At 67.5% G+C, this 15,822-nt stretch carries 18 protein-coding genes, 1 tRNA gene and 1 pseudogene; 11 read left to right on the top strand and 9 right to left on the bottom strand.

Annotated features, from left to right (window positions below; translation table 11 throughout):
* A pseudogene (locus tag Q7T84_RS05295) lies at nucleotides 1-153 on the top strand (argininosuccinate synthase domain-containing protein); the annotation flags it as partial.
* A 126-nt stretch (nucleotides 154-279) separates the two neighbouring features.
* On the opposite strand, the gene Q7T84_RS05290 reads toward Q7T84_RS05295, so the two are convergent.
* Entirely contained in the window at nucleotides 280-486 is a 207-nt protein-coding gene (locus Q7T84_RS05290) for a KTSC domain-containing protein (protein ID WP_304806693.1), read from the bottom strand.
* 130 nt (nucleotides 487-616) lie between these two features.
* Between Q7T84_RS05290 and Q7T84_RS05285 the strand changes: the two genes are divergently transcribed.
* Nucleotides 617-1,021: an MAPEG family protein gene (locus Q7T84_RS05285; RefSeq protein ID WP_304806691.1), complete on the top strand. Its 405-nt coding sequence runs from the start codon at nucleotides 617-619 to the stop codon at nucleotides 1,019-1,021.
* On the opposite strand, the gene Q7T84_RS05280 is transcribed toward Q7T84_RS05285, so the two are convergent.
* Nucleotides 1,018-1,788, bottom strand: a complete 771-nt coding sequence (locus Q7T84_RS05280; RefSeq protein WP_304806690.1) for a sulfite exporter TauE/SafE family protein — start codon at nucleotides 1,786-1,788, stop codon at nucleotides 1,018-1,020. The two genes, Q7T84_RS05285 and Q7T84_RS05280, sit on opposite strands and share 4 nt — an antisense overlap.
* Nucleotides 1,789-1,906: 118 nt before the next feature.
* Here Q7T84_RS05280 and Q7T84_RS05275 point away from each other — a divergent pair, with 118 nt between their 5' ends.
* Both Q7T84_RS05275 and Q7T84_RS05270 read left to right on the top strand, forming a co-directional pair.
* Nucleotides 1,907-2,536, top strand: coding sequence for a LysE family translocator (locus tag Q7T84_RS05275; RefSeq protein WP_304806689.1), 630 nt, complete (start codon nucleotides 1,907-1,909; stop codon nucleotides 2,534-2,536).
* A 103-nt stretch (nucleotides 2,537-2,639) separates the two neighbouring features.
* Nucleotides 2,640-3,221 carry a hypothetical protein gene (locus tag Q7T84_RS05270; protein ID WP_304806687.1) on the top strand — a complete coding sequence of 194 codons (582 nt, stop codon included), beginning with the start codon at nucleotides 2,640-2,642 and terminating at the stop codon, nucleotides 3,219-3,221.
* Nucleotides 3,222-3,256: 35 nt separating this feature from the next.
* On the opposite strand, the gene Q7T84_RS05265 is transcribed toward Q7T84_RS05270, so the two are convergent.
* From Q7T84_RS05265 to Q7T84_RS05245, 5 genes are all read right to left on the bottom strand, one after another.
* Complete coding sequence (locus Q7T84_RS05265) at nucleotides 3,257-5,650, bottom strand: EAL domain-containing protein (protein WP_304806686.1); 2,394 nt, start codon at nucleotides 5,648-5,650, stop codon at nucleotides 3,257-3,259.
* A gap of 95 nt (nucleotides 5,651-5,745) precedes the next feature.
* Nucleotides 5,746-6,015, bottom strand: coding sequence for a hypothetical protein (locus Q7T84_RS05260; RefSeq protein WP_304806685.1), 270 nt, complete (start codon nucleotides 6,013-6,015; stop codon nucleotides 5,746-5,748).
* Nucleotides 6,008-6,322, bottom strand: coding sequence for a hypothetical protein (locus Q7T84_RS05255; protein WP_304806684.1), 315 nt, complete (start codon nucleotides 6,320-6,322; stop codon nucleotides 6,008-6,010). The genes Q7T84_RS05260 and Q7T84_RS05255 overlap by 8 nt, the downstream gene beginning before the upstream one ends.
* Before the next feature lie 420 nt (nucleotides 6,323-6,742).
* Nucleotides 6,743-6,817: transfer RNA gene (locus tag Q7T84_RS05250), tRNA-Gly, on the bottom strand.
* An 80-nt stretch (nucleotides 6,818-6,897) separates the two neighbouring features.
* Entirely contained in the window at nucleotides 6,898-7,641 is a 744-nt protein-coding gene (locus Q7T84_RS05245; protein ID WP_304806683.1) for a DUF6065 family protein, read from the bottom strand.
* A gap of 99 nt (nucleotides 7,642-7,740) precedes the next feature.
* On the opposite strand from Q7T84_RS05245, the gene Q7T84_RS05240 reads away from it, so the two are divergent.
* The 4 genes from Q7T84_RS05240 (at nucleotide 7,741) to Q7T84_RS05225 (ending at nucleotide 10,146) form a co-directional block, all read left to right on the top strand.
* Nucleotides 7,741-8,253, top strand: coding sequence for a prolyl-tRNA synthetase associated domain-containing protein (locus Q7T84_RS05240; protein WP_304806682.1), 513 nt, complete (start codon nucleotides 7,741-7,743; stop codon nucleotides 8,251-8,253).
* A gap of 93 nt (nucleotides 8,254-8,346) precedes the next feature.
* On the top strand, nucleotides 8,347-9,252 hold the full coding sequence (locus Q7T84_RS05235; RefSeq protein ID WP_304806681.1) for a co-chaperone YbbN: 906 nt from the start codon (nucleotides 8,347-8,349) through the stop codon (nucleotides 9,250-9,252).
* A gap of 11 nt (nucleotides 9,253-9,263) precedes the next feature.
* Nucleotides 9,264-9,929, top strand: coding sequence for an LON peptidase substrate-binding domain-containing protein (locus Q7T84_RS05230; RefSeq protein WP_304806680.1), 666 nt, complete (start codon nucleotides 9,264-9,266; stop codon nucleotides 9,927-9,929).
* 10 nt (nucleotides 9,930-9,939) lie between these two features.
* Nucleotides 9,940-10,146 carry a Trm112 family protein gene (locus Q7T84_RS05225; RefSeq protein WP_304806679.1) on the top strand — a complete coding sequence of 69 codons (207 nt, stop codon included), beginning with the start codon at nucleotides 9,940-9,942 and terminating at the stop codon, nucleotides 10,144-10,146.
* A 151-nt stretch (nucleotides 10,147-10,297) separates the two neighbouring features.
* On the opposite strand, the gene Q7T84_RS05220 is transcribed toward Q7T84_RS05225, so the two are convergent.
* Entirely contained in the window at nucleotides 10,298-11,551 is a 1,254-nt protein-coding gene (locus Q7T84_RS05220; protein ID WP_304806678.1) for a UbiH/UbiF/VisC/COQ6 family ubiquinone biosynthesis hydroxylase, read from the bottom strand.
* Nucleotides 11,552-11,723: 172 nt separating this feature from the next.
* Between Q7T84_RS05220 and Q7T84_RS05215 the strand changes: the two genes are divergently transcribed.
* The 3 genes from Q7T84_RS05215 to Q7T84_RS05205 are packed head-to-tail and all read left to right on the top strand — an operon-like array spanning nucleotide 11,724 to nucleotide 15,067.
* A complete protein-coding gene (locus tag Q7T84_RS05215) occupies nucleotides 11,724-12,824 on the top strand; it encodes an HlyD family secretion protein (protein ID WP_304806677.1) in 1,101 nt (366 codons plus the stop codon).
* Between the two features lie 24 nt (nucleotides 12,825-12,848).
* Nucleotides 12,849-14,459 (top strand): DHA2 family efflux MFS transporter permease subunit, encoded by a 1,611-nt coding sequence (locus Q7T84_RS05210; RefSeq protein ID WP_304806676.1) that lies wholly within the window; start codon nucleotides 12,849-12,851, stop codon nucleotides 14,457-14,459.
* Nucleotides 14,459-15,067: a TetR/AcrR family transcriptional regulator gene (locus Q7T84_RS05205; protein WP_304806675.1), complete on the top strand. Its 609-nt coding sequence runs from the start codon at nucleotides 14,459-14,461 to the stop codon at nucleotides 15,065-15,067. The genes Q7T84_RS05210 and Q7T84_RS05205 overlap by 1 nt, the downstream gene beginning before the upstream one ends.
* On the opposite strand, the gene Q7T84_RS05200 is transcribed toward Q7T84_RS05205, so the two are convergent.
* On the bottom strand, nucleotides 15,064-15,669 hold the full coding sequence (locus tag Q7T84_RS05200; RefSeq protein ID WP_304806674.1) for a TetR/AcrR family transcriptional regulator: 606 nt from the start codon (nucleotides 15,667-15,669) through the stop codon (nucleotides 15,064-15,066). The genes Q7T84_RS05205 and Q7T84_RS05200 overlap by 4 nt on opposite strands.
* Nucleotides 15,670-15,822: the final 153 nt, after the last annotated feature.

Below are 15,822 nucleotides of genomic sequence, written 5' to 3'. Positions count from 1 at the left end.
GGCCGCACCAGCCCCTACTCGCTGTACGATCAGGACCTGGTCACCTTCGAGGAAGGCAAGGTCACCTACGACCACCGCGACGCCGCCGGCTTCATCAAGCTCAACGCCCTGCGCCTTCGCGTCGCCGCCAAGCGCGACCAACGGATGAAGTAGGACAGACAGCCCCCTCCCCACTCAGTTCGTCATCACCGGGCTTGTCCCGGTGATCCATACACGCCGGCGGCGGCGGTATGGATGGCCGGCGCGAAAGGCCGGCCATGACGAATGGGGAATGACCTCTCAGGCGTCGACCTTGTTGTACGGATACTGGTCGCGGATCTCGTAGGCGAAGAACCTGCCTTTGGAGTCGGCGTCCAAGAAGCTCCGGTGCACCTCCCCCGGAACGCCCACATAAACGTAGCGATCGCCGTAGCTGAACGTGACGAACAGTTTGGCGCGTTCTGCGTCGTAATTGATCTCGCGGATGGCTTGGGATTCGACCTGCACAGCGGGTCTCCAATATTCCGTGGGCCCTCTAGAACGCGCAACCCCGCCGGAGGAGTTCCCCAAAACCTGCGACGCATGCCAAGCTCGGCCGCAACGGCGGACGACCGCCGAGCACTTCAGGGGGAAATTCATGCAACCGCACAGCTATGTGGCGCTGGTCACCATCGCCGCGCTTCTCGTCTATGTCTGGATGGGCGTCAGGGTCGGCAAGGCCCGCGCCGTAAGCGGCGTCGCCGCGCCCGCCATGACCGGCGACCCGATCCTCGAGCGGCATATCCGCGTCCACTACAACACCTTGGAATGGCTGCCGATCTTCCTGGCCGGCCTATGGCTGTTCGCCATCTATTGGAACGACCTGTTCGCCGCGGGCCTGGGCCTCGTCTGGATCGTCGGGCGGATCGTCTATGCCCTGGGCTATGTGTCCGATCCCAAGAAGCGTGAAGCGGGTTTCATGATCCAGCTCGCCGCCACCGCCATCCTGCTGTTCGGCGCGCTTGGCCGGATCATTTGGACGCTGGCCGTCGTCGGCGCCTAGCTAAACAAGACCACCGCCTGCCAGATCGCCAGGCCGGTGACCACGAAGCCGACGATCCAGGTCAAGGCCCGGATCGGCAGCACCTTGGTCATCCAGCCGGCCAGCGGGGCGGCCACCACACCACCCGCGATCAGACCCAGCACCGACCACAGGTGCTGGGCGAGATCGTCAGTCTGCCAATGGCCCGACACGAGGGCCGCCAGGAACGCCGCCGAAACCGCCGCCGCCACGAAGGCCTCGGCGGCGTTGGTGGTGCCGATGGCCTTGCGCGGGTCGGCGCCCGAGCCCAGCAGGGTCGAGGTGACCACCGGTCCCCAGCCGCCGCCCCCGACCGCGTCGAAGAAGCCGCCGACCAGGCCAAGCGGGAACGGACCCTTCCAGGAGAACGGCTTAGGCCGCGCGCCCTTCCAGGCGCGGTAGAGGATCACCACCCCCATCAGGCCAAGCCAGCCCACGACGAAGGGCTTGATCAGCTCGCCGTCCACCGAGGTCAGCAGATAGGTCCCGACCACGCCGCCCAGCATGCCGCCGGCCGCCAGCAGCACCAGCAGCCGCCCATCGACGTTGCGGTGAGCGATGTGCGAGACCGCCGAGGCCGCGCCGGTGAACACCTTGGCCGCATGAACGCTGGCCGAGGCGGTCGCCGGGGGCACGCCATTGGCCAGCAGCACGGTGGTCGAGACGACGCCGTAGGCCATGCCCAACGCCCCATCGACCAGTTGAGCCGCGAAGCCCACGGCGGCGAATAGCCAGAATTCCGGACCCATCGTCCCTCCAGATCAGTTTGGCAGGTCGCAGAGCTTTCCCAGTCAAGCAATGGGGATTACCTCAGGGCGGCGTCAGCATTTCTGCGCTTCCCCTCACGCCAAGGCCCCGACCAGCCCGATGGACCTGCCGATCGACCCCGCCCGCTATGTCGCTTTTCTCGGGGTGATGGCGGTGATGGCCGCAACGCCCGGCCCGGCGAACCTGTTCGCCATCGCCACCGGCGCCCAACGCGGCAAGGCCGCGGCCCTGATCGGCGTGGTCGGCATGAACTGCGCCACCCTGGTCTGGTTCGCCGCCGCGGCGCTCGGCCTCGGAGCCCTCATCCTCGCCTTCCCGCAGTTCTTCCATCTGCTGGCCTATGGCGGGGCGGCCTATATCGCCTGGCTAGGGATCAAGTCGCTGATGGGCGCCTTCCAGAAAGACGCCGAGCCGGGTCACGAAACGTTCAAGCAGGGCAAGTCGGCCTTTGTCGATGGGTTCACCGTGCAGATCGCCAACCCCAAGGCGATCTTGTTCTTCACCGCCGTCCTGCCGCCGTTCCTCGATCCCAGCCGGCCCCTGCCCGCCCAGCTGGCGGCCTTCGCCTGCGCTACCCTGACGCTCGATATCGCGGCCATGAGCGCCTACGGGCTCGGCGGCGCGGCGATCGCCTCACGGATGAGCGAGGCCCGGTTTCGACGAGGGTTTTCGATCTGCGTCGGCATATTGCTGCTCAGCGCCGCGACCCTGATGGCGACAAAGGCCTGAGCCCCCTGGCGAAGCTCAACAAGCGCAACCATAATTAGGCCCACGTGTTTCGTTAAATGCATCGCCTTCCTCGAGGGACGAGGACTTTCGGGTCAAAAACGCCATGTCACGCAAATTCGCCGCCATCGCCGCAAGTCTCGCCCTCGCCGGCCTGCTCAGCGCCTGCGCCACCGCCACGCCCTACCAACCGAACATCGCCGGCCAGGCCACCTCAGGCGGGTACTCCGAGCAAAAGATAGAAGCCAACCGCTTCCGCGTGACCTTCGCGGGCAACAGCCTGACCTCGCGCGAGACAGTCGAGGGCTATCTGCTGTTCCGGGCGGCGGAGCTCACGGTGCAGCAGGGTTACGACTGGTTCGAGATCGCCGACCGCAATGTCGAGCGCGACCGTCGCACCTATATCGAACGCGATCCGCTCTACAGCCCCTGGTACGGGCCGAGCTACGGCTTTTGGGCTCCGTCCTGGCGCTACTATGGCGGCGGCTTCGGCTGGCGCAGCTGGGACCCCTATTGGGGCAGCCCGTTCTGGGGCGACCGCATGGATGTGCGCACCGTCGACAAGTACGAGGCCAGCGCCGAGATCGTGATGTCGCGCGGCGCCAAGCCCGCTGACAATCCCCGCGCTTTCGACGCCCGCGCGGTGATCGAGAACCTGGGCCCGCGGATCGTGCGTCCCAAGGCCTAGCTCTTCTCCTCTCCCCTGGGGAGAGGAGCGACACATCACGCCACGTCGGCCTTGAGAACCGGGGCGATCTCCGCATCGTCCGTCCAGTCGCCTAGCGTATGCAGCGGCGCGGGTCGTCCGATCGCGTAGCCCTGGACCTCGGTGCACGCCTCGCTGCGCAGGAATTCGAGCTGCTCGGCGGTCTCGACGCCCTCGGCCGTGACCGGGATCTCCAGGCTGCGGCCCAGGCTCAGCACCGCGCGCACGATGGCGGTGGCGCGGTCGTGCCGGTGGATGTTCTCCACGAAGCTCTTGTCGATCTTGATCTTGTCGAACGGGAACGACTGGAGGGTCGATAGCGACGAGAAACCGGTGCCGAAGTCGTCCATGGCGATGCGCACGCCCAGGGCCTTCAGGCGGCGCAGATTGTCGAGCGCCCGCTGATAGTCCTTGAACAGCGCGCTCTCGGTGATCTCCAGTTCCAGTCGGCGCGGCGCCAGGCCGGTCTCCATCAGAATCTCATGGACGGTCGTGGCCAGGTTCGTCTGGTGGAGTTGCACCGGTGACAGGTTCACCGCGATCCGCAGCGGCTTGTCCCACTGGGCCGCGTCGGCGCAAGCGCGGCGCAGCACCCACTCGCCGAGCGGCAGGATGAGCCCGCTTTCCTCGGCGATTGGGATGAAGTCGAGCGGCGCGACCAGGCCCCGGGTCGGATGGTTCCAGCGCACCAAGGCCTCGAAGCCGCAGACCTCGCCATCCTCGGCGCGCGCCAGCGGCTGGTAGTGCAGCACCAGTTGCTCATCGGCGATGGCGGTCCGCAGCTCACGCGCCAGGGTGCGGCGCACGCGGATGTTCTCGTCCATCTCGCGCTTGAAGAAACAATAGGCGCCGCGGCCGTTATCCTTGGCCCGGTAGAGCGCCATGTCGGCGTTGGCGAGCAGGGCCTCGCCGCTCGCCCCGTCGTCGGGATAAAGGCTGATGCCCAGGCTCGCGCCGACCGGCAGGTCCTGGTCGGCGTAGCTCACCGGTTGGGCGAGGATGTCGAGCAGAACGGTCGACAGTTCCGCCGACGCCGCTGGTTGGGGGCCGCCGCCGATCTGGACGACCACGAACTCATCGCCCCCGAGCCGCGCGGCGAAGGACGGCGCAACCACCGCCCGCTGAAGCCGCCGGGCGATCTCGGTCAGGATCGCGTCGCCGGCCAGATGGCCATGCAGGTCGTTGGCTTCCTTGAAGTGGTCAAGGTCGATGCAGATCACCGCCAGCTGCTCGCCGACCGCGCCGACCTGCCCGATCGCCTGGTTCAGACGCGACTGCATGACATTGCGGTTGGCCAGCCCGGTCAGGCCGTCGTGCTCGGCGAGATAGCGGATCTTCTCCTCGGCCGAGCGGCGCTCACGCAGGTCGCGGATCGCCAGCACCATCAGGTCGCCCTGGTCGCCGCCGGCCTCGATCACCCGGCCAAAGGCCTCGATCGGGATTTCCGGGCCGCCGTCGCGGGGCCGCAGCCGGCCTTCGCGACGACCGTCCAAGGCCGAGCCCTCGGCGGCGTCGAACGTCAGGATCTCTGGCGCCAACTGGAGCCCGGTCAGCTCGGCGACGCTCGCGCCCGCCAGGGCGCAGAAGGCGGCGTTGGCGTCCTGGATACGGTCGGCGCGGATCACCACGATGCCCTCATAGGCCGCGTCGGCCAATCGGCGGGTGCGGGCCAGCGACTGGGCGTTCGCCCCGCCTTCGATCAGCACCGCGCCGAGCCCGCCCAGGATGATCAGGCTGACGATCAGGGCGACGGCCACCGTCATCATCACCGGGGACAGCAGTTGGGCCGGAACGTCCACCGCGCCGTCCGGCGTGATGGTGATCGCGCCCATGCCGACGAAGTGCACACCGCAGATGCCAAGGGTCAGCAGCAGGCCGCCTAGCAACTGTCGCCGCTGGGTATGAGCCCGATCGGCCGCGAACAGCGCGCCGACGCCTCCGGCGAAGCCGAGCCCCATCGAGGTCGCGACCAGCCCGAGGTCCCAGCTCATCACGCCTTCGGTCACATAGGCCGACATGCCGATATAGTGCATCGCCGCGACGCCGACGGCGGCCAACACGCCGCCGGCGATCTTTCCGGCCACGCCCCGCACGCTCGCCGCCGCGCCGAAAGCGCCCGCCATGAAGACCACGGCGATCAACAGCGAGGCCACGGTGCCACCCGGCAGGAACCCCACCTGGAGCCCCGTCGTATAGGCCAGCATGGCGATGAAGTGGGTGGCCCAGATCGAGCAGCCCGCCACCAGCCCGGTCAGCAGCACCCACGCCAGGCGCATGCCGCGCGAGGCGGCGTCACGCATCCTGGAGTAGAGCTTGAAGGCTGTGAAGCAGCCGCCGAAACAAACCAAGGCCGCAACAAGGACCAGCCTGTGGTCATGCTCGGCGACCAAGCACGTCAATACTTTAATCACTATAAGCCAGCCCGGAAGAGAGACATCTTTCCGCGGGCTTCTAGGAAGTCACAGTAAATAAAAGGCTCATCCGCGACCGAATGCGACAGAACGTCTCAGGCCATCGCCCGCCACCCGAGCCCCACGCCCGTCACCGCCGGCAAGACGCGCAGGCGCTCGACCAGGTGTTGCGCCGCGTCCTCGGCGAGGCCGCCGGTCTCGATGCGGATCGAGGTCCGATCGGGCTCCTGCGCAGCCTCGATCGTCAGGATCTCGGCGCCCTGGACCGCGAAGAGACCGAGCACCCGCAGCACGACGTCGCCACGCTGCTGCGCTTCGATCAGGAATGTGCGCCGGACCAAGGCCGGCGGCGGCCCGTCAGCCATGTTTGAGGCCCTTCGCGCAATAGGCCCGAACCAACAGCAGGCGGCCGGCTTCGTCGAAGGCCCGCAGCCGCAACCCTTCGCCAGCCGCCTCCGTCGCCCAGATAAGCTCACAGGTGGGCGTAGCGCGGGGCCAGGAGAGGTCCAGGGCCTGCTCCAGGGCGAACAGGGCCTCCAGCCCCCCGTCGGCGGCCAGGGTGGCCTCCAGGCGCGCTGTCTGATCGAGCAACGCCTCGGCGGCGAGCGCGGCGGCGAACCGGCGCGCGGCGTCACGCGCGCTGGATGGGTCGGAATGGCGGTCGGCTAGCATGGTGGTCTGGTCCTTCTCGGATTTGAGGACCGACGGCGCGCACAAAAAAACCCCGCTACCTGTTCGGGAGCGGGGTTCCTGATCTTGCGATCCGTCGGCGGTGTTTTAAGTCGCGCGAGTTCGCCCCGTCTCGATGGTGGGGGTAATAATCATCATGGTGGTTTTCGACGCGCAGGCGGCCGGACGCGCGGCGGGGCGCGCGGTCATCGGTCCAGAAAGGGCGAAAGCCAGGGTCATCGCCGCGATCTATAGCGCGGCCCGCGTCCAAGACGCAACGACCTCGCGATCCGACGATTCGCGTGAAGCTCTACGTCGCGCCGAGGTGATCCATGAAAGACCGCAATGGACCCCTAGGCCCAGAAAGCAAAAAGCGGCCCCGAAGGACCGCTTTATTCGCTTCAACTTCCCCAAAAGGAAAATTGGAGCGGGCGAAGAGATTCGAACTCTCGACCCCAACCTTGGCAAGGTTGTGCTCTACCACTGAGCTACGCCCGCGTTCCTCAACGACCCGATGTTTTGGCCGCCGAAAATCGAGAGCGGGCTTATGGCAGAGGGTCCGCGACTTGGCAACACCCTCATCCACCAAATCGTGGAGTCTTTAATCGGCGCTTGTTCACATGGTCCTTCGGGGGCTCTCCGGTCTCCTCGGGGAACTCGCCTTTGAAGTAGTACCGTTGCCAAGCTTCGCGGGTCGCCTCGGGGTCCAAACGGAAGATCCGCTTGTTGAATTCACTGCGATGTTTCTCCCAGGTGTCATACTGGTCGCGCAGTTCAGGGTTGCGATCCATGCCGCGAATGACCGGCTGGAAGTCAGCCAACTGGCGGTCTTGGGTCAGCGTAATAAAACAAAACGGCTCGTTCTTTTCGAAGCGCACCTTGCCCGGCCGGGTGAACATCCAGTTCATCGTGAAGGGGAAGGGCAGCCAATCGGTCTCTACCAGACCGGCCAGCGGCTGGATCCCGTCCTTGATGTGGTTGGGCGGGCCTTGGGCGATCATCGACCAACCTGGCGGGGTCTTGAACAGATAGCCGGGGTGGAAGGTCAGCACCCCATGGCTGAAGTGCGACTTCACGAAATTATGGAAGTCCGGGTTGGGGCGGTCCGGCGTCAGGGTGATGTCGCTCTGCATCAGCCCGCCATTCCACTCGGCGGTGAACGCCATGGGGCAGAGGATCTCCCACCCCGTGGTGTTGGCCATGCTCAGCGGCAGACAGCGATAGGGGTGACGTTCGGCGAAACGGTCCATCCAGGCGCGCTGCGGGCGCCCCGGCACGATCTCCGGCGGCCGCTCGGCGGTGGGATAGCACTCGAGCTCCATGGGGCTCCTCCAGCTTGTTCGTTACATCTGCTCTAACCGGCGCCTGGCCCCTCGGCTAGCGGGGAGACGAACACCGGCCAGTTGCGCTAATCAGCGGCCATGAAGACCCGCCCCGACCTGATCGCCTTCTTCGACGCTCATGGAATCGACCACGCGACCACCGACCACGAGGCGGTGTTCCGGGTCGGCGAGGGCGAGGGGATCAAGGACGACATCCCCGGGGCCCACACCAAGAACCTGTTCCTGAAGGACGCCAAGGGCCGGCTGTGGCTGATCTCGGCCAAGGACGACACCCAGATCGACCTGAAGCGCCTGCACCCGGTGATCGGCTCGGCCCGGCTCTCGTTCGGCTCGGCCGAGCTGATGGAAGAGGCGCTTGGCGTCACCCCGGGGTCGGTCACCGCTTTCGCCATGATCAACGGCGCCGAACGTGACGTGACCTTTGTGCTGGACCGCAGACTGGCCCAGGCCGAGCGGGTGAACTTCCACCCGTTGGTCAACACCGCCACCACCGGCGTCTCGCGGGCCGGCTTCGCCAAATTCTTCCGCGCCCTGGCGATCACCCCCCTGGTGGTGGATTTTGACGCCATGGCGGTGATCGAAGACGCCTGATCGCCCTTGAGCGCCGTTGAAGACGGCGCCGTAAGGGACCATTTTAGCGGCCGGGCGCGTTACGCCCGGATTGACCCCCTTGGGAACCAGACCATGAGCCTGATCGGCGAAACCCAGTCCACCGCCGCCGCCGGCCCCGCCGACCTGATCAAGGACGGCACCGACGCCAGCTTCGTGGCCGATGTCATCGAGACCTCGAAGGACACCCCGGTCATCGTCGACTTCTGGGCGCCCTGGTGCGGCCCGTGCCGCCAACTCGGCCCGTCGATCGAAAAGGCCGTCCTCGCCGCCAAGGGCAAGGTCAAGCTGGTCAAGATCGACATCGACCAGAACCCGCAGTTCGCCGGTCAACTGCGCGTGCAGTCGATCCCGGCGGTGTTCGCCTTCGTCGGCGGCCGTCCGGTCGACGGCTTCATGGGCGCCCTGCCCGACAGCCAGGTGAAGCAGTTCGTCGACCGCATGGCCGGCCAGGCGCCCGCCAACGCCACCGACGAGCTCCTGGCCCAGGCCAAGGAATCCCTCGACCTAGGCGACATCGGCGGCGCGGCCCAGGCCTTCGCCGAGGTGCTGCAGGCCGAGCCCGACAATGTGAAGGCCATCGGCGGCCTGGCACGCTGCTACCTGAACGGCGATGACGCCGAGCGCGCCCGCGAGGTGGTCGCCATGGCCCCGCCCGGCGCCAAGGACGTCGACCTGGACAGCGTCCGGGCCGCCCTGGCCCTGCTCGACGAAGCTCCGGCTGAAACCGGAGAGTTCGAACAACGCCTGGCCAAGGACGAGGACGACCATGAGGCCCGGTTCGAGATAGCCGGCGCCCTGGCGGCCCGCGGCGCCTGGGACGAAGCCGCCGACCATCTGCTGAAGATCATCGAGCGGGACCGGACCTGGAACGACGAGGCCGCCCGCAAGCAGCTCATCACAATCTTCGAGGCCGCCGGCCCGGGCTCGGACGTCGCCCGGACGGGTCGTCGACGCCTGTCCGCCATCCTGTTCTCATAAGGGGGCCCGCCATGCCGGCCGCTGTCTTTCGCCGCGCGTCAGATCTGCCGCAGGTGATCCCGGTGTTCCCGCTGGACGGCGCCCTGCTGCTGCCGACCGGCGACCTGCCGCTGCAGATCTTCGAGCCGCGCTATCTGAACATGATCGACGACGTGATGGCCGGCGACCGGATGATCGGCATGGTGCAGACCCGTTCCGGCGGCGATCGCATGCGCCCGAACCTGGCCAGCGTCGGCTGCTGCGGCCGGATCACCAGCTTTTCTGAAACCTCGGACGGCCGCTACCTGATCGGTCTAACCGGGGTCTGCCGGTTCTTGGTGGGCGAGGAACTATCGATCGCCACGCCCTATCGCCAAGTCCGCGCCGACTTCCTGCCGTTCGCCGACGATCTGAGCGTCGAGGCCGCGGAGATCCCGACCTTCGACCGCCGCCGGTTCGCCGGCGCCCTGAAGCGCTATCTGAACCGCCGCGAGCTGGACATCGACTGGGAGACCGCCGAGTCCGCCCCGCTGGAAAGCCTGATCACCAGTCTGTCGATGGGCCTGCCCTTCGAGCCGGCCGAGAAGCAGGCCCTGCTCGAGGCGCCGACCATCGCCGACCGCTGCGACACCCTCACCGCCCTGCTCGAAATCGACAGCCTTGAAGGCGACGATGACGCGCCGCATTCGATCCAGTAGAGAGGGCCCCATGAGCACCGAGACCCACGCCCCGCTTTCCCTCGCCACCGAAGTCGATCCGCGCCTGCTCGAGGTCCTGGTCTGCCCAGTGACCCATGGGCCGCTGACCTATGACCGCGTCGCCGGCGAACTGGTCAGCAAGGGCGCCAAGCTCGCCTATCCGATCCGCGACGGCGTGCCGATCATGCTGCCCGAAGAAGCGCGCGCGCTGGACTAAGTCTTTCCGCCGCCCTCGCTGCGCTCGCCCTCACCCCGGCCCTCTCCCGGTGGGAGAGGGAGGAGACTCGCACTTTTCCTCTCCCGCTTGCGGGAGAGGATGTCCGAAGGACAGGTGAGGGCGAGCGCAGCGAGGCCGCCGCAAGCGGGATCTACAGCGCCTCGCCGCGCAGCAGCCGGGGCAGGTCGCCGGTCGCGCCGCCGGCGTCTTCCATGAAGAACCGCCGCGCCGGCCCGATCTGATTGACCGCCGACATGCCGACGCCCCGCGCCAGCCGCAGGACCGGATTGTTGTTCGAGAACAGCCGCGTGAACACGTCGGTCGCCGCCGCCAGCATGACATTGTCGAAGTTCCGCCAGCGGGCGTAGCGCTCCAGCACCAGTTCCGAGCCGATATCCTCGCCCAGCCGCGCGGCCTCCACCAAAACCTCGGCCAGGGCCGCCGCGCCCTTCAGGCCAAGGTTCAGCCCCTGGCCGGCGATCGGGTGGATGCCGTGGGCCGCGTCGCCCAGCAGCACGGCGCGCGGCGCGGTCAACCGTTCGGCGAGCAGCAGCGACAACGGATAGGTGAAGACCGGCCCGTCCAGGCTCGCCGTTCCCAGGAACTCGCCGAACCGGCGTTGCAGATGGGCGTGGAAGACCTCGGGGCGCGCGGCCTTCAGCGCCGCGGCCTTGGCCCGGCTCTCGGTCCAGACCAGGCTCGCCCGGTCCTCTGTGAGCGGCAGGATGGCGAAGGGACCGCCCGGCAGGAAATATTCGTGGGCGACGCCCTCATGGCCCCGCGCCAGCCGCACCGTCGCCACCACGCCGGTCTGCGGATAGTCCCAGCCGATCACGCCGATCCCGGCCTCGCGCCGCACCACCGAACCACGGCCTTCGGCGCCGACCACCACCGGGGCGCTGAGCACCCGGCCGTCATCCAGGGTCACTCGCGCCGCCTGGGCGTCGAAGGTGACGCTGGCGACCCGCGCCGGCGCCAGCACCTTGATCCCAGCCCGGCCCACGGCGGCGGCCAGGGCGGCCCGCGAACGGCGGTTCTCCAGCATGTAGCCGAGCGGTTCACCCTCGGAACGGTCGGCGATCTCGGCGGAGTCAAAGCGCAGATAGAACGACGAGGGCTTGCCGGCCGCCGCCCCCGGCGACTTGCCGTCGGTCACCAGGATCTGCTCGATCCGCTGGGCGTGGGGCTCAATGTCATCGGCCAGACCCAGGGTGCGCCACTGCCGGAACGAGGCGAAGGCGATCGCCGATGAGCGGCCGTCAAAGGTCGGCGCCAGCTGTGCGTCGAACACGATGGGGTCGATCAGCAACGGCTCGAGCCCGGCGCTCTTCAGCGCCAGGGCCAAGGTGGCGCCCGCCATGCCGGCGCCGGCGATGATCACGTCCGCATCGAAGGTCTTAAGCATGGAGCGGATATGCCGACGAAAGGGCGCGCGCGTCACCCCCGCCCGGCGATTTTTACGTGGTGATGATTTTTGGACGTTAGCGTCCATTTATCCATTGCGCCCTGGCCGGCGCGCGCCTACTTGCGATCTAGTTTGGACTTGAGCGTCCATTTTTCAGGTTTTTGAGCCCGTCATGGCGATATTGCCCAAGAAATTCCTGCCCCTCGCTGTCGGGGGCGTCGTCACAGCCGCGCTGATCGTCGGCGGCGGGATGTGGTGGATCAACCGCCAGCACTTCGAAGCCACGGACAACGCCTTCATCCAGGCCGACAAGGTGTCCGTCGCGCCGCAGGTCGATGGCTATGTCGCCGAGGTCCTGGTGGCCGACAACGCCAGCGTCGCCGCCGGCCAGGTCCTGGTACGCCTCGACGCCTCGCAGCTGCGCGCGACGCTCGCCCAAGCGCAGGCCAACGCCGCGGCGCTGGACGCCGCCGTCCGCGGCGTCGACGACAAGGCCAAGCTGGAACAGGCGATGATCGCCCAAAAGGCGGCGGGTGTGGATTCAGCTCACGCCGAATCCCAACTCGCCCAGGCCGAACTCAACCGCTACGGCGCGCTCGCCAACCAGGGCTGGGTCTCGCCGCAACGCGCCCAAACCGCGCGCGCCGCCGCCAGCCAGGCTACCGCCGGCGTCGCCCAGGCCCGCGCCACCCTGGAGGCCGAGCGCCGCAGCGCCGCCAGCCTCGGCTCGGCCCGCGATCAGACCCTGGCCCAGGCCCAAGCCGCCCACGCCGCCGTCGACAAGGCCCGCATCGACCTGGAGCGCACAGAGATCAAGTCCCCGGTCGCCGGCGTGGTCGGCGCCCGCGCCGTCCGCCCGGGCCAATACGTCCGCCCCGGCTCGGCCCTGATGACCGTCGTGCCGCTCGGCGACGCCTATGTGATCGCCAACTTCAAGGAGACCCAGGTCGCCCGCCTGCGCGTCGGCCAGCCCGTGACCATCCATGCGGACGCGTTCGGCAAGCAGGAGATCAAGGGCCACGTCGACAGCTTCGCGCCCGCCACCGGCTCGGAATTCGCCCTGATCCCGGTCGAGAACGCGGTCGGCAACTTCACCAAGATCGCCCAACGCCTGCCCGTGAAGATCAAGGTCGATCCGGCCTCGCCGCTAGCCGGCGCCCTGCGCCCGGGTCTCTCGGTCGAGGTCAAGGTCGATGTGCGCACCAATACCGGCCCCAGCTTCGCCGAGGTCCAGCCGGCCAAGGAATACGCCCGCGAAGGCGTGTCGCGCTGACGTTCGCCTAAGGAGCCTTAGGCCATGACCGATGCTGTCCTAGACCGCCCAGCCCAGCCGGCGCCTCCCGGCGGTCACGTGACCGCGTCGGGCGAGGTGGATTGGGTCAAGATCTTCCTCGGCTTCGGCGGGATGGTGGTCGGCCAGTTCATGGCCATCCTCGACATCCAGATCGTCGCCTCCTCGCTCAGCCAGATCCAGGCCGGGGTCGGGGCCAGCGCCGACGAAATCAGCTGGGTGCAGACCATCTACCTGCTGGCCGAGGTGGTGATCATTCCGCTGACCGCCTACCTGACCAAGATGTGGGGGACGCGGCCGGTCTATGTGTTCGCCGCCGGCGCCTTCATCGTCACCTCCATCGCCACCGGCCTCTCGACCAGCATCGAGATGATGATCTTCACACGGGCCCTCCAGGGCCTGGCGGCCGGCGCCATGATCCCGGCGGTGTTCGCCACCGCCATGACCGTCTTCCCGCCCGAAAAGCGCGTGACGGCCAACGTCGTCGTTGGCCTGATCGTCACCCTCGCCCCGACCATCGGCCCGACGCTCGGCGGTCACCTGACCGAGGCGCTGAGCTGGCATTGGCTGTTCTTCATCAATGTTCCGCCTGGCCTGCTGGTGATGTTCCTGGTCGGCCGCTACGGCAATTTCGACAAGGGCGACCCGAGCCTGGCCAAGGGTATCGATTGGTTCGGCCTGGCGACCATGACGGTCTTCCTGCTGTCCATGCAGTACGTGATCGAGGAAGGCTCCAAAGAGGGCTGGTTCGATGACGATCTGATCCTGTGGCTGAGCGTCACCGCCGTGATCGCGGGCGCCGTGTTCATCTGGCGCCAGCTCACCTACCGACAGCCCATCGTCTCGCTGAAACCGTTCAAGGACCGCAACTTCTCCATCGGCTTCGTCATGAACGCCGTGGCGGGGATGAGTCTGTTCGGCGGGACCTTCATCCTGCCGCTGTTCCTTGGCCAAATCCGCCAGTACTCGGCGGCCGAGGTCGGGACGACGATGCTGGTCTCGGGCCTGGTGATGTTCATGACCGCCCCGGTCGCCGGGCGCTTCATCCGCGCCGTGGATCCCCGCATTCCGCTGGTTGTGGGCTTTGGCCTGGCCGCCTACGGGGTCGGCCTGGGGGTCCGCGTCACCGCTGAATGGGGCTTCTGGGAGTTCGCCACCCTGCAGGCCATCCGCGGTGTTGGGGTGATGATCGCGATGATCGCCGCCCAGCAGCTCAGCGTCTCGACCTTGCCGCCCTCGATGATGAAGGACGCGTCCGGCCTGGTGAACCTGGTCCGCAACATCGGTGGCGCGGTCGGCCTAGCCGTCCTAACCACTGTGCTGACCGACCAGACCGCCGTCCACCTTTCGGAGTTGTCGGCCGCCGTCAGCGTCTCCAGCCTCCAGGCCCAGGAAATGCTGTCAGGCCTCGCCGCCATGATGGAGACCAAGGGCCTGGCCGATCCTGAGGGCGCGGCCCACAAGTTCCTCGGGATGGCCCTGCACCGTCAGGCCTCGGTCCTGGCCTTCGGGGACGGCTTCTTCTTCCTGGCGGCCGGTTGCGCCGTGGCCTCGGTGCTGGGCCTGCTGGCCACCCCGGCCAAGGCTCCAGCCGGCCCCGGCGGCGGCGGTCACTGATGCCCAGGGTCGCCGGCCAGATCGACGTCGCCAAGACCGAAGCCATCCTCGATGCGGCGCGCGAGGTGTTTGGCGAGCGCGGCCTGGCCGCCTCCGTGGGGGAGATCGCCCGCCGGGCGGCGGTCTCCAAGCAGACCATCTACAACCACTTCGGGTCCAAGGCGGAGCTGATCCACGCCATCGTCGAGCGCCGGGTCGCGGAGATCACCGCCCCCCTGCTGGTGCCTGAGGCCGAGGAGCACCCCGAAGAGGCGCTCGCCGCGTTCGGCCGCGTCATGATCACCATGGTGATGCAGCCTCGAGGAACCTCGATGCTACGGATGGCGGTCGAAAGCGCCATGGACCAACCCGACGTGGCGCGCGCCTTCTTTGAAGCGGGACCCATGACCTCGCGCCGTCACTTGGCCGACTTCCTGCGGATGGAAACCGAGGCGGGGCGTCTAGCCGTCGACGATCCGGCGCTCGGCGCTGAGTTCTTCGCCGGCATGGTGATCGGCCCCCACCAGCTCGCCCACCTATTGGGCCAGGGCAAGGATCTCGACGACGCCGAGATCGACCGCATCGCTATCGAAGCGGCCCACAGGTTCATGCGAGCCTACGCGCCCTAACTCGCCGTCAGCGGCTCCCAGGCGGCCATGGCCCCGTGGGCGACCTTCTCCAGGACCTCGCGGGTCGCCCCGTCACGGGCTTGGATCGACATGCCCTGCTGGACGGTCAGGTAGAAGGCGGCCACGCCGCCCAGGTCGAGATCGGCCGGCAGCTCGCCCTCGGCGACGGCGCGTTTCAGCCGAGCCTCCAGGCCACGCCGCCCGAACGCGCGCTGCTGGCGCATCGCCTCGCAGACGCTGGGGCTGGCGCCGGTCAGATTGATCGCCGACAACGTCACCAGGCATCCGCGCGGCTTGCCCGGCCGGGTGAACGCGGTGGCGGTAGCCAACAGAAACCCCTCGATCGCCTGGCGCGCGGTCGGCGCGGCTTCGACGCCATCCCAAAGCTGGGGTCCCTCGGTTCGGCCGTAAAGCTCGACCGCCTCACGGAACAATCCCTCCTTGGAGCCAAAGGCCGCATAAAGACTGGGCGAGCCGATCCCCATGGCGGCGGTCAGCTCGCTGAGCGCCGCGGCCTCGTACCCCTTGATCCAAAAGACTTCCATGGCGCTGGCGAGCGCTGCGTCCCGATCAAAGCTGCGAGGTCGTCCGCGTTCGACCATGGCTCCATCCTTTTTGTATCGACCGATATATAAATTCATTGACGACAGCGGGCAAGCGGCGCACCAATTATGTATCGAATGATACAGATATGGAGAACTGCCCGTGTCCACCCTCTCTGGAAAACGCGCCTTGGTCACCGGCGGCAGCCGCGG

It is taken from the genome of Phenylobacterium sp. (genome assembly GCF_030654915.1).
Classification (GTDB): Bacteria; Pseudomonadota; Alphaproteobacteria; order Caulobacterales; family Caulobacteraceae; genus Phenylobacterium.
The sequence above is the reverse complement of the archived record's forward strand: the minus strand, read 5'-3'. Positions and strand labels throughout refer to the sequence as shown.

Coding starts and splice junctions, on each gene's coding strand:
- Q7T84_RS05285 (WP_304806691.1), top strand. CDS start 617: ATGCAACCGCACAGCTATGTGGCGCTGGTCACCATCGCCGCGCTTCTC.
- Q7T84_RS05280 (WP_304806690.1), bottom strand. CDS start 1,788: ATGGGTCCGGAATTCTGGCTATTCGCCGCCGTGGGCTTCGCGGCTCAA.
- Q7T84_RS05275 (WP_304806689.1), top strand. CDS start 1,907: ATGGACCTGCCGATCGACCCCGCCCGCTATGTCGCTTTTCTCGGGGTG.
- Q7T84_RS05270 (WP_304806687.1), top strand. CDS start 2,640: ATGTCACGCAAATTCGCCGCCATCGCCGCAAGTCTCGCCCTCGCCGGC.
- Q7T84_RS05260 (WP_304806685.1), bottom strand. CDS start 6,015: ATGGCTGACGGGCCGCCGCCGGCCTTGGTCCGGCGCACATTCCTGATC.
- Q7T84_RS05255 (WP_304806684.1), bottom strand. CDS start 6,322: ATGCTAGCCGACCGCCATTCCGACCCATCCAGCGCGCGTGACGCCGCG.
- Q7T84_RS05245 (WP_304806683.1), bottom strand. CDS start 7,641: ATGGAGCTCGAGTGCTATCCCACCGCCGAGCGGCCGCCGGAGATCGTG.
- Q7T84_RS05240 (WP_304806682.1), top strand. CDS start 7,741: ATGAAGACCCGCCCCGACCTGATCGCCTTCTTCGACGCTCATGGAATC.
- Q7T84_RS05235 (WP_304806681.1), top strand. CDS start 8,347: ATGAGCCTGATCGGCGAAACCCAGTCCACCGCCGCCGCCGGCCCCGCC.
- Q7T84_RS05230 (WP_304806680.1), top strand. CDS start 9,264: ATGCCGGCCGCTGTCTTTCGCCGCGCGTCAGATCTGCCGCAGGTGATC.
- Q7T84_RS05225 (WP_304806679.1), top strand. CDS start 9,940: ATGAGCACCGAGACCCACGCCCCGCTTTCCCTCGCCACCGAAGTCGAT.
- Q7T84_RS05220 (WP_304806678.1), bottom strand. CDS start 11,551: ATGCTTAAGACCTTCGATGCGGACGTGATCATCGCCGGCGCCGGCATG.
- Q7T84_RS05215 (WP_304806677.1), top strand. CDS start 11,724: ATGGCGATATTGCCCAAGAAATTCCTGCCCCTCGCTGTCGGGGGCGTC.
- Q7T84_RS05210 (WP_304806676.1), top strand. CDS start 12,849: ATGACCGATGCTGTCCTAGACCGCCCAGCCCAGCCGGCGCCTCCCGGC.
- Q7T84_RS05205 (WP_304806675.1), top strand. CDS start 14,459: ATGCCCAGGGTCGCCGGCCAGATCGACGTCGCCAAGACCGAAGCCATC.
- Q7T84_RS05200 (WP_304806674.1), bottom strand. CDS start 15,669: ATGGTCGAACGCGGACGACCTCGCAGCTTTGATCGGGACGCAGCGCTC.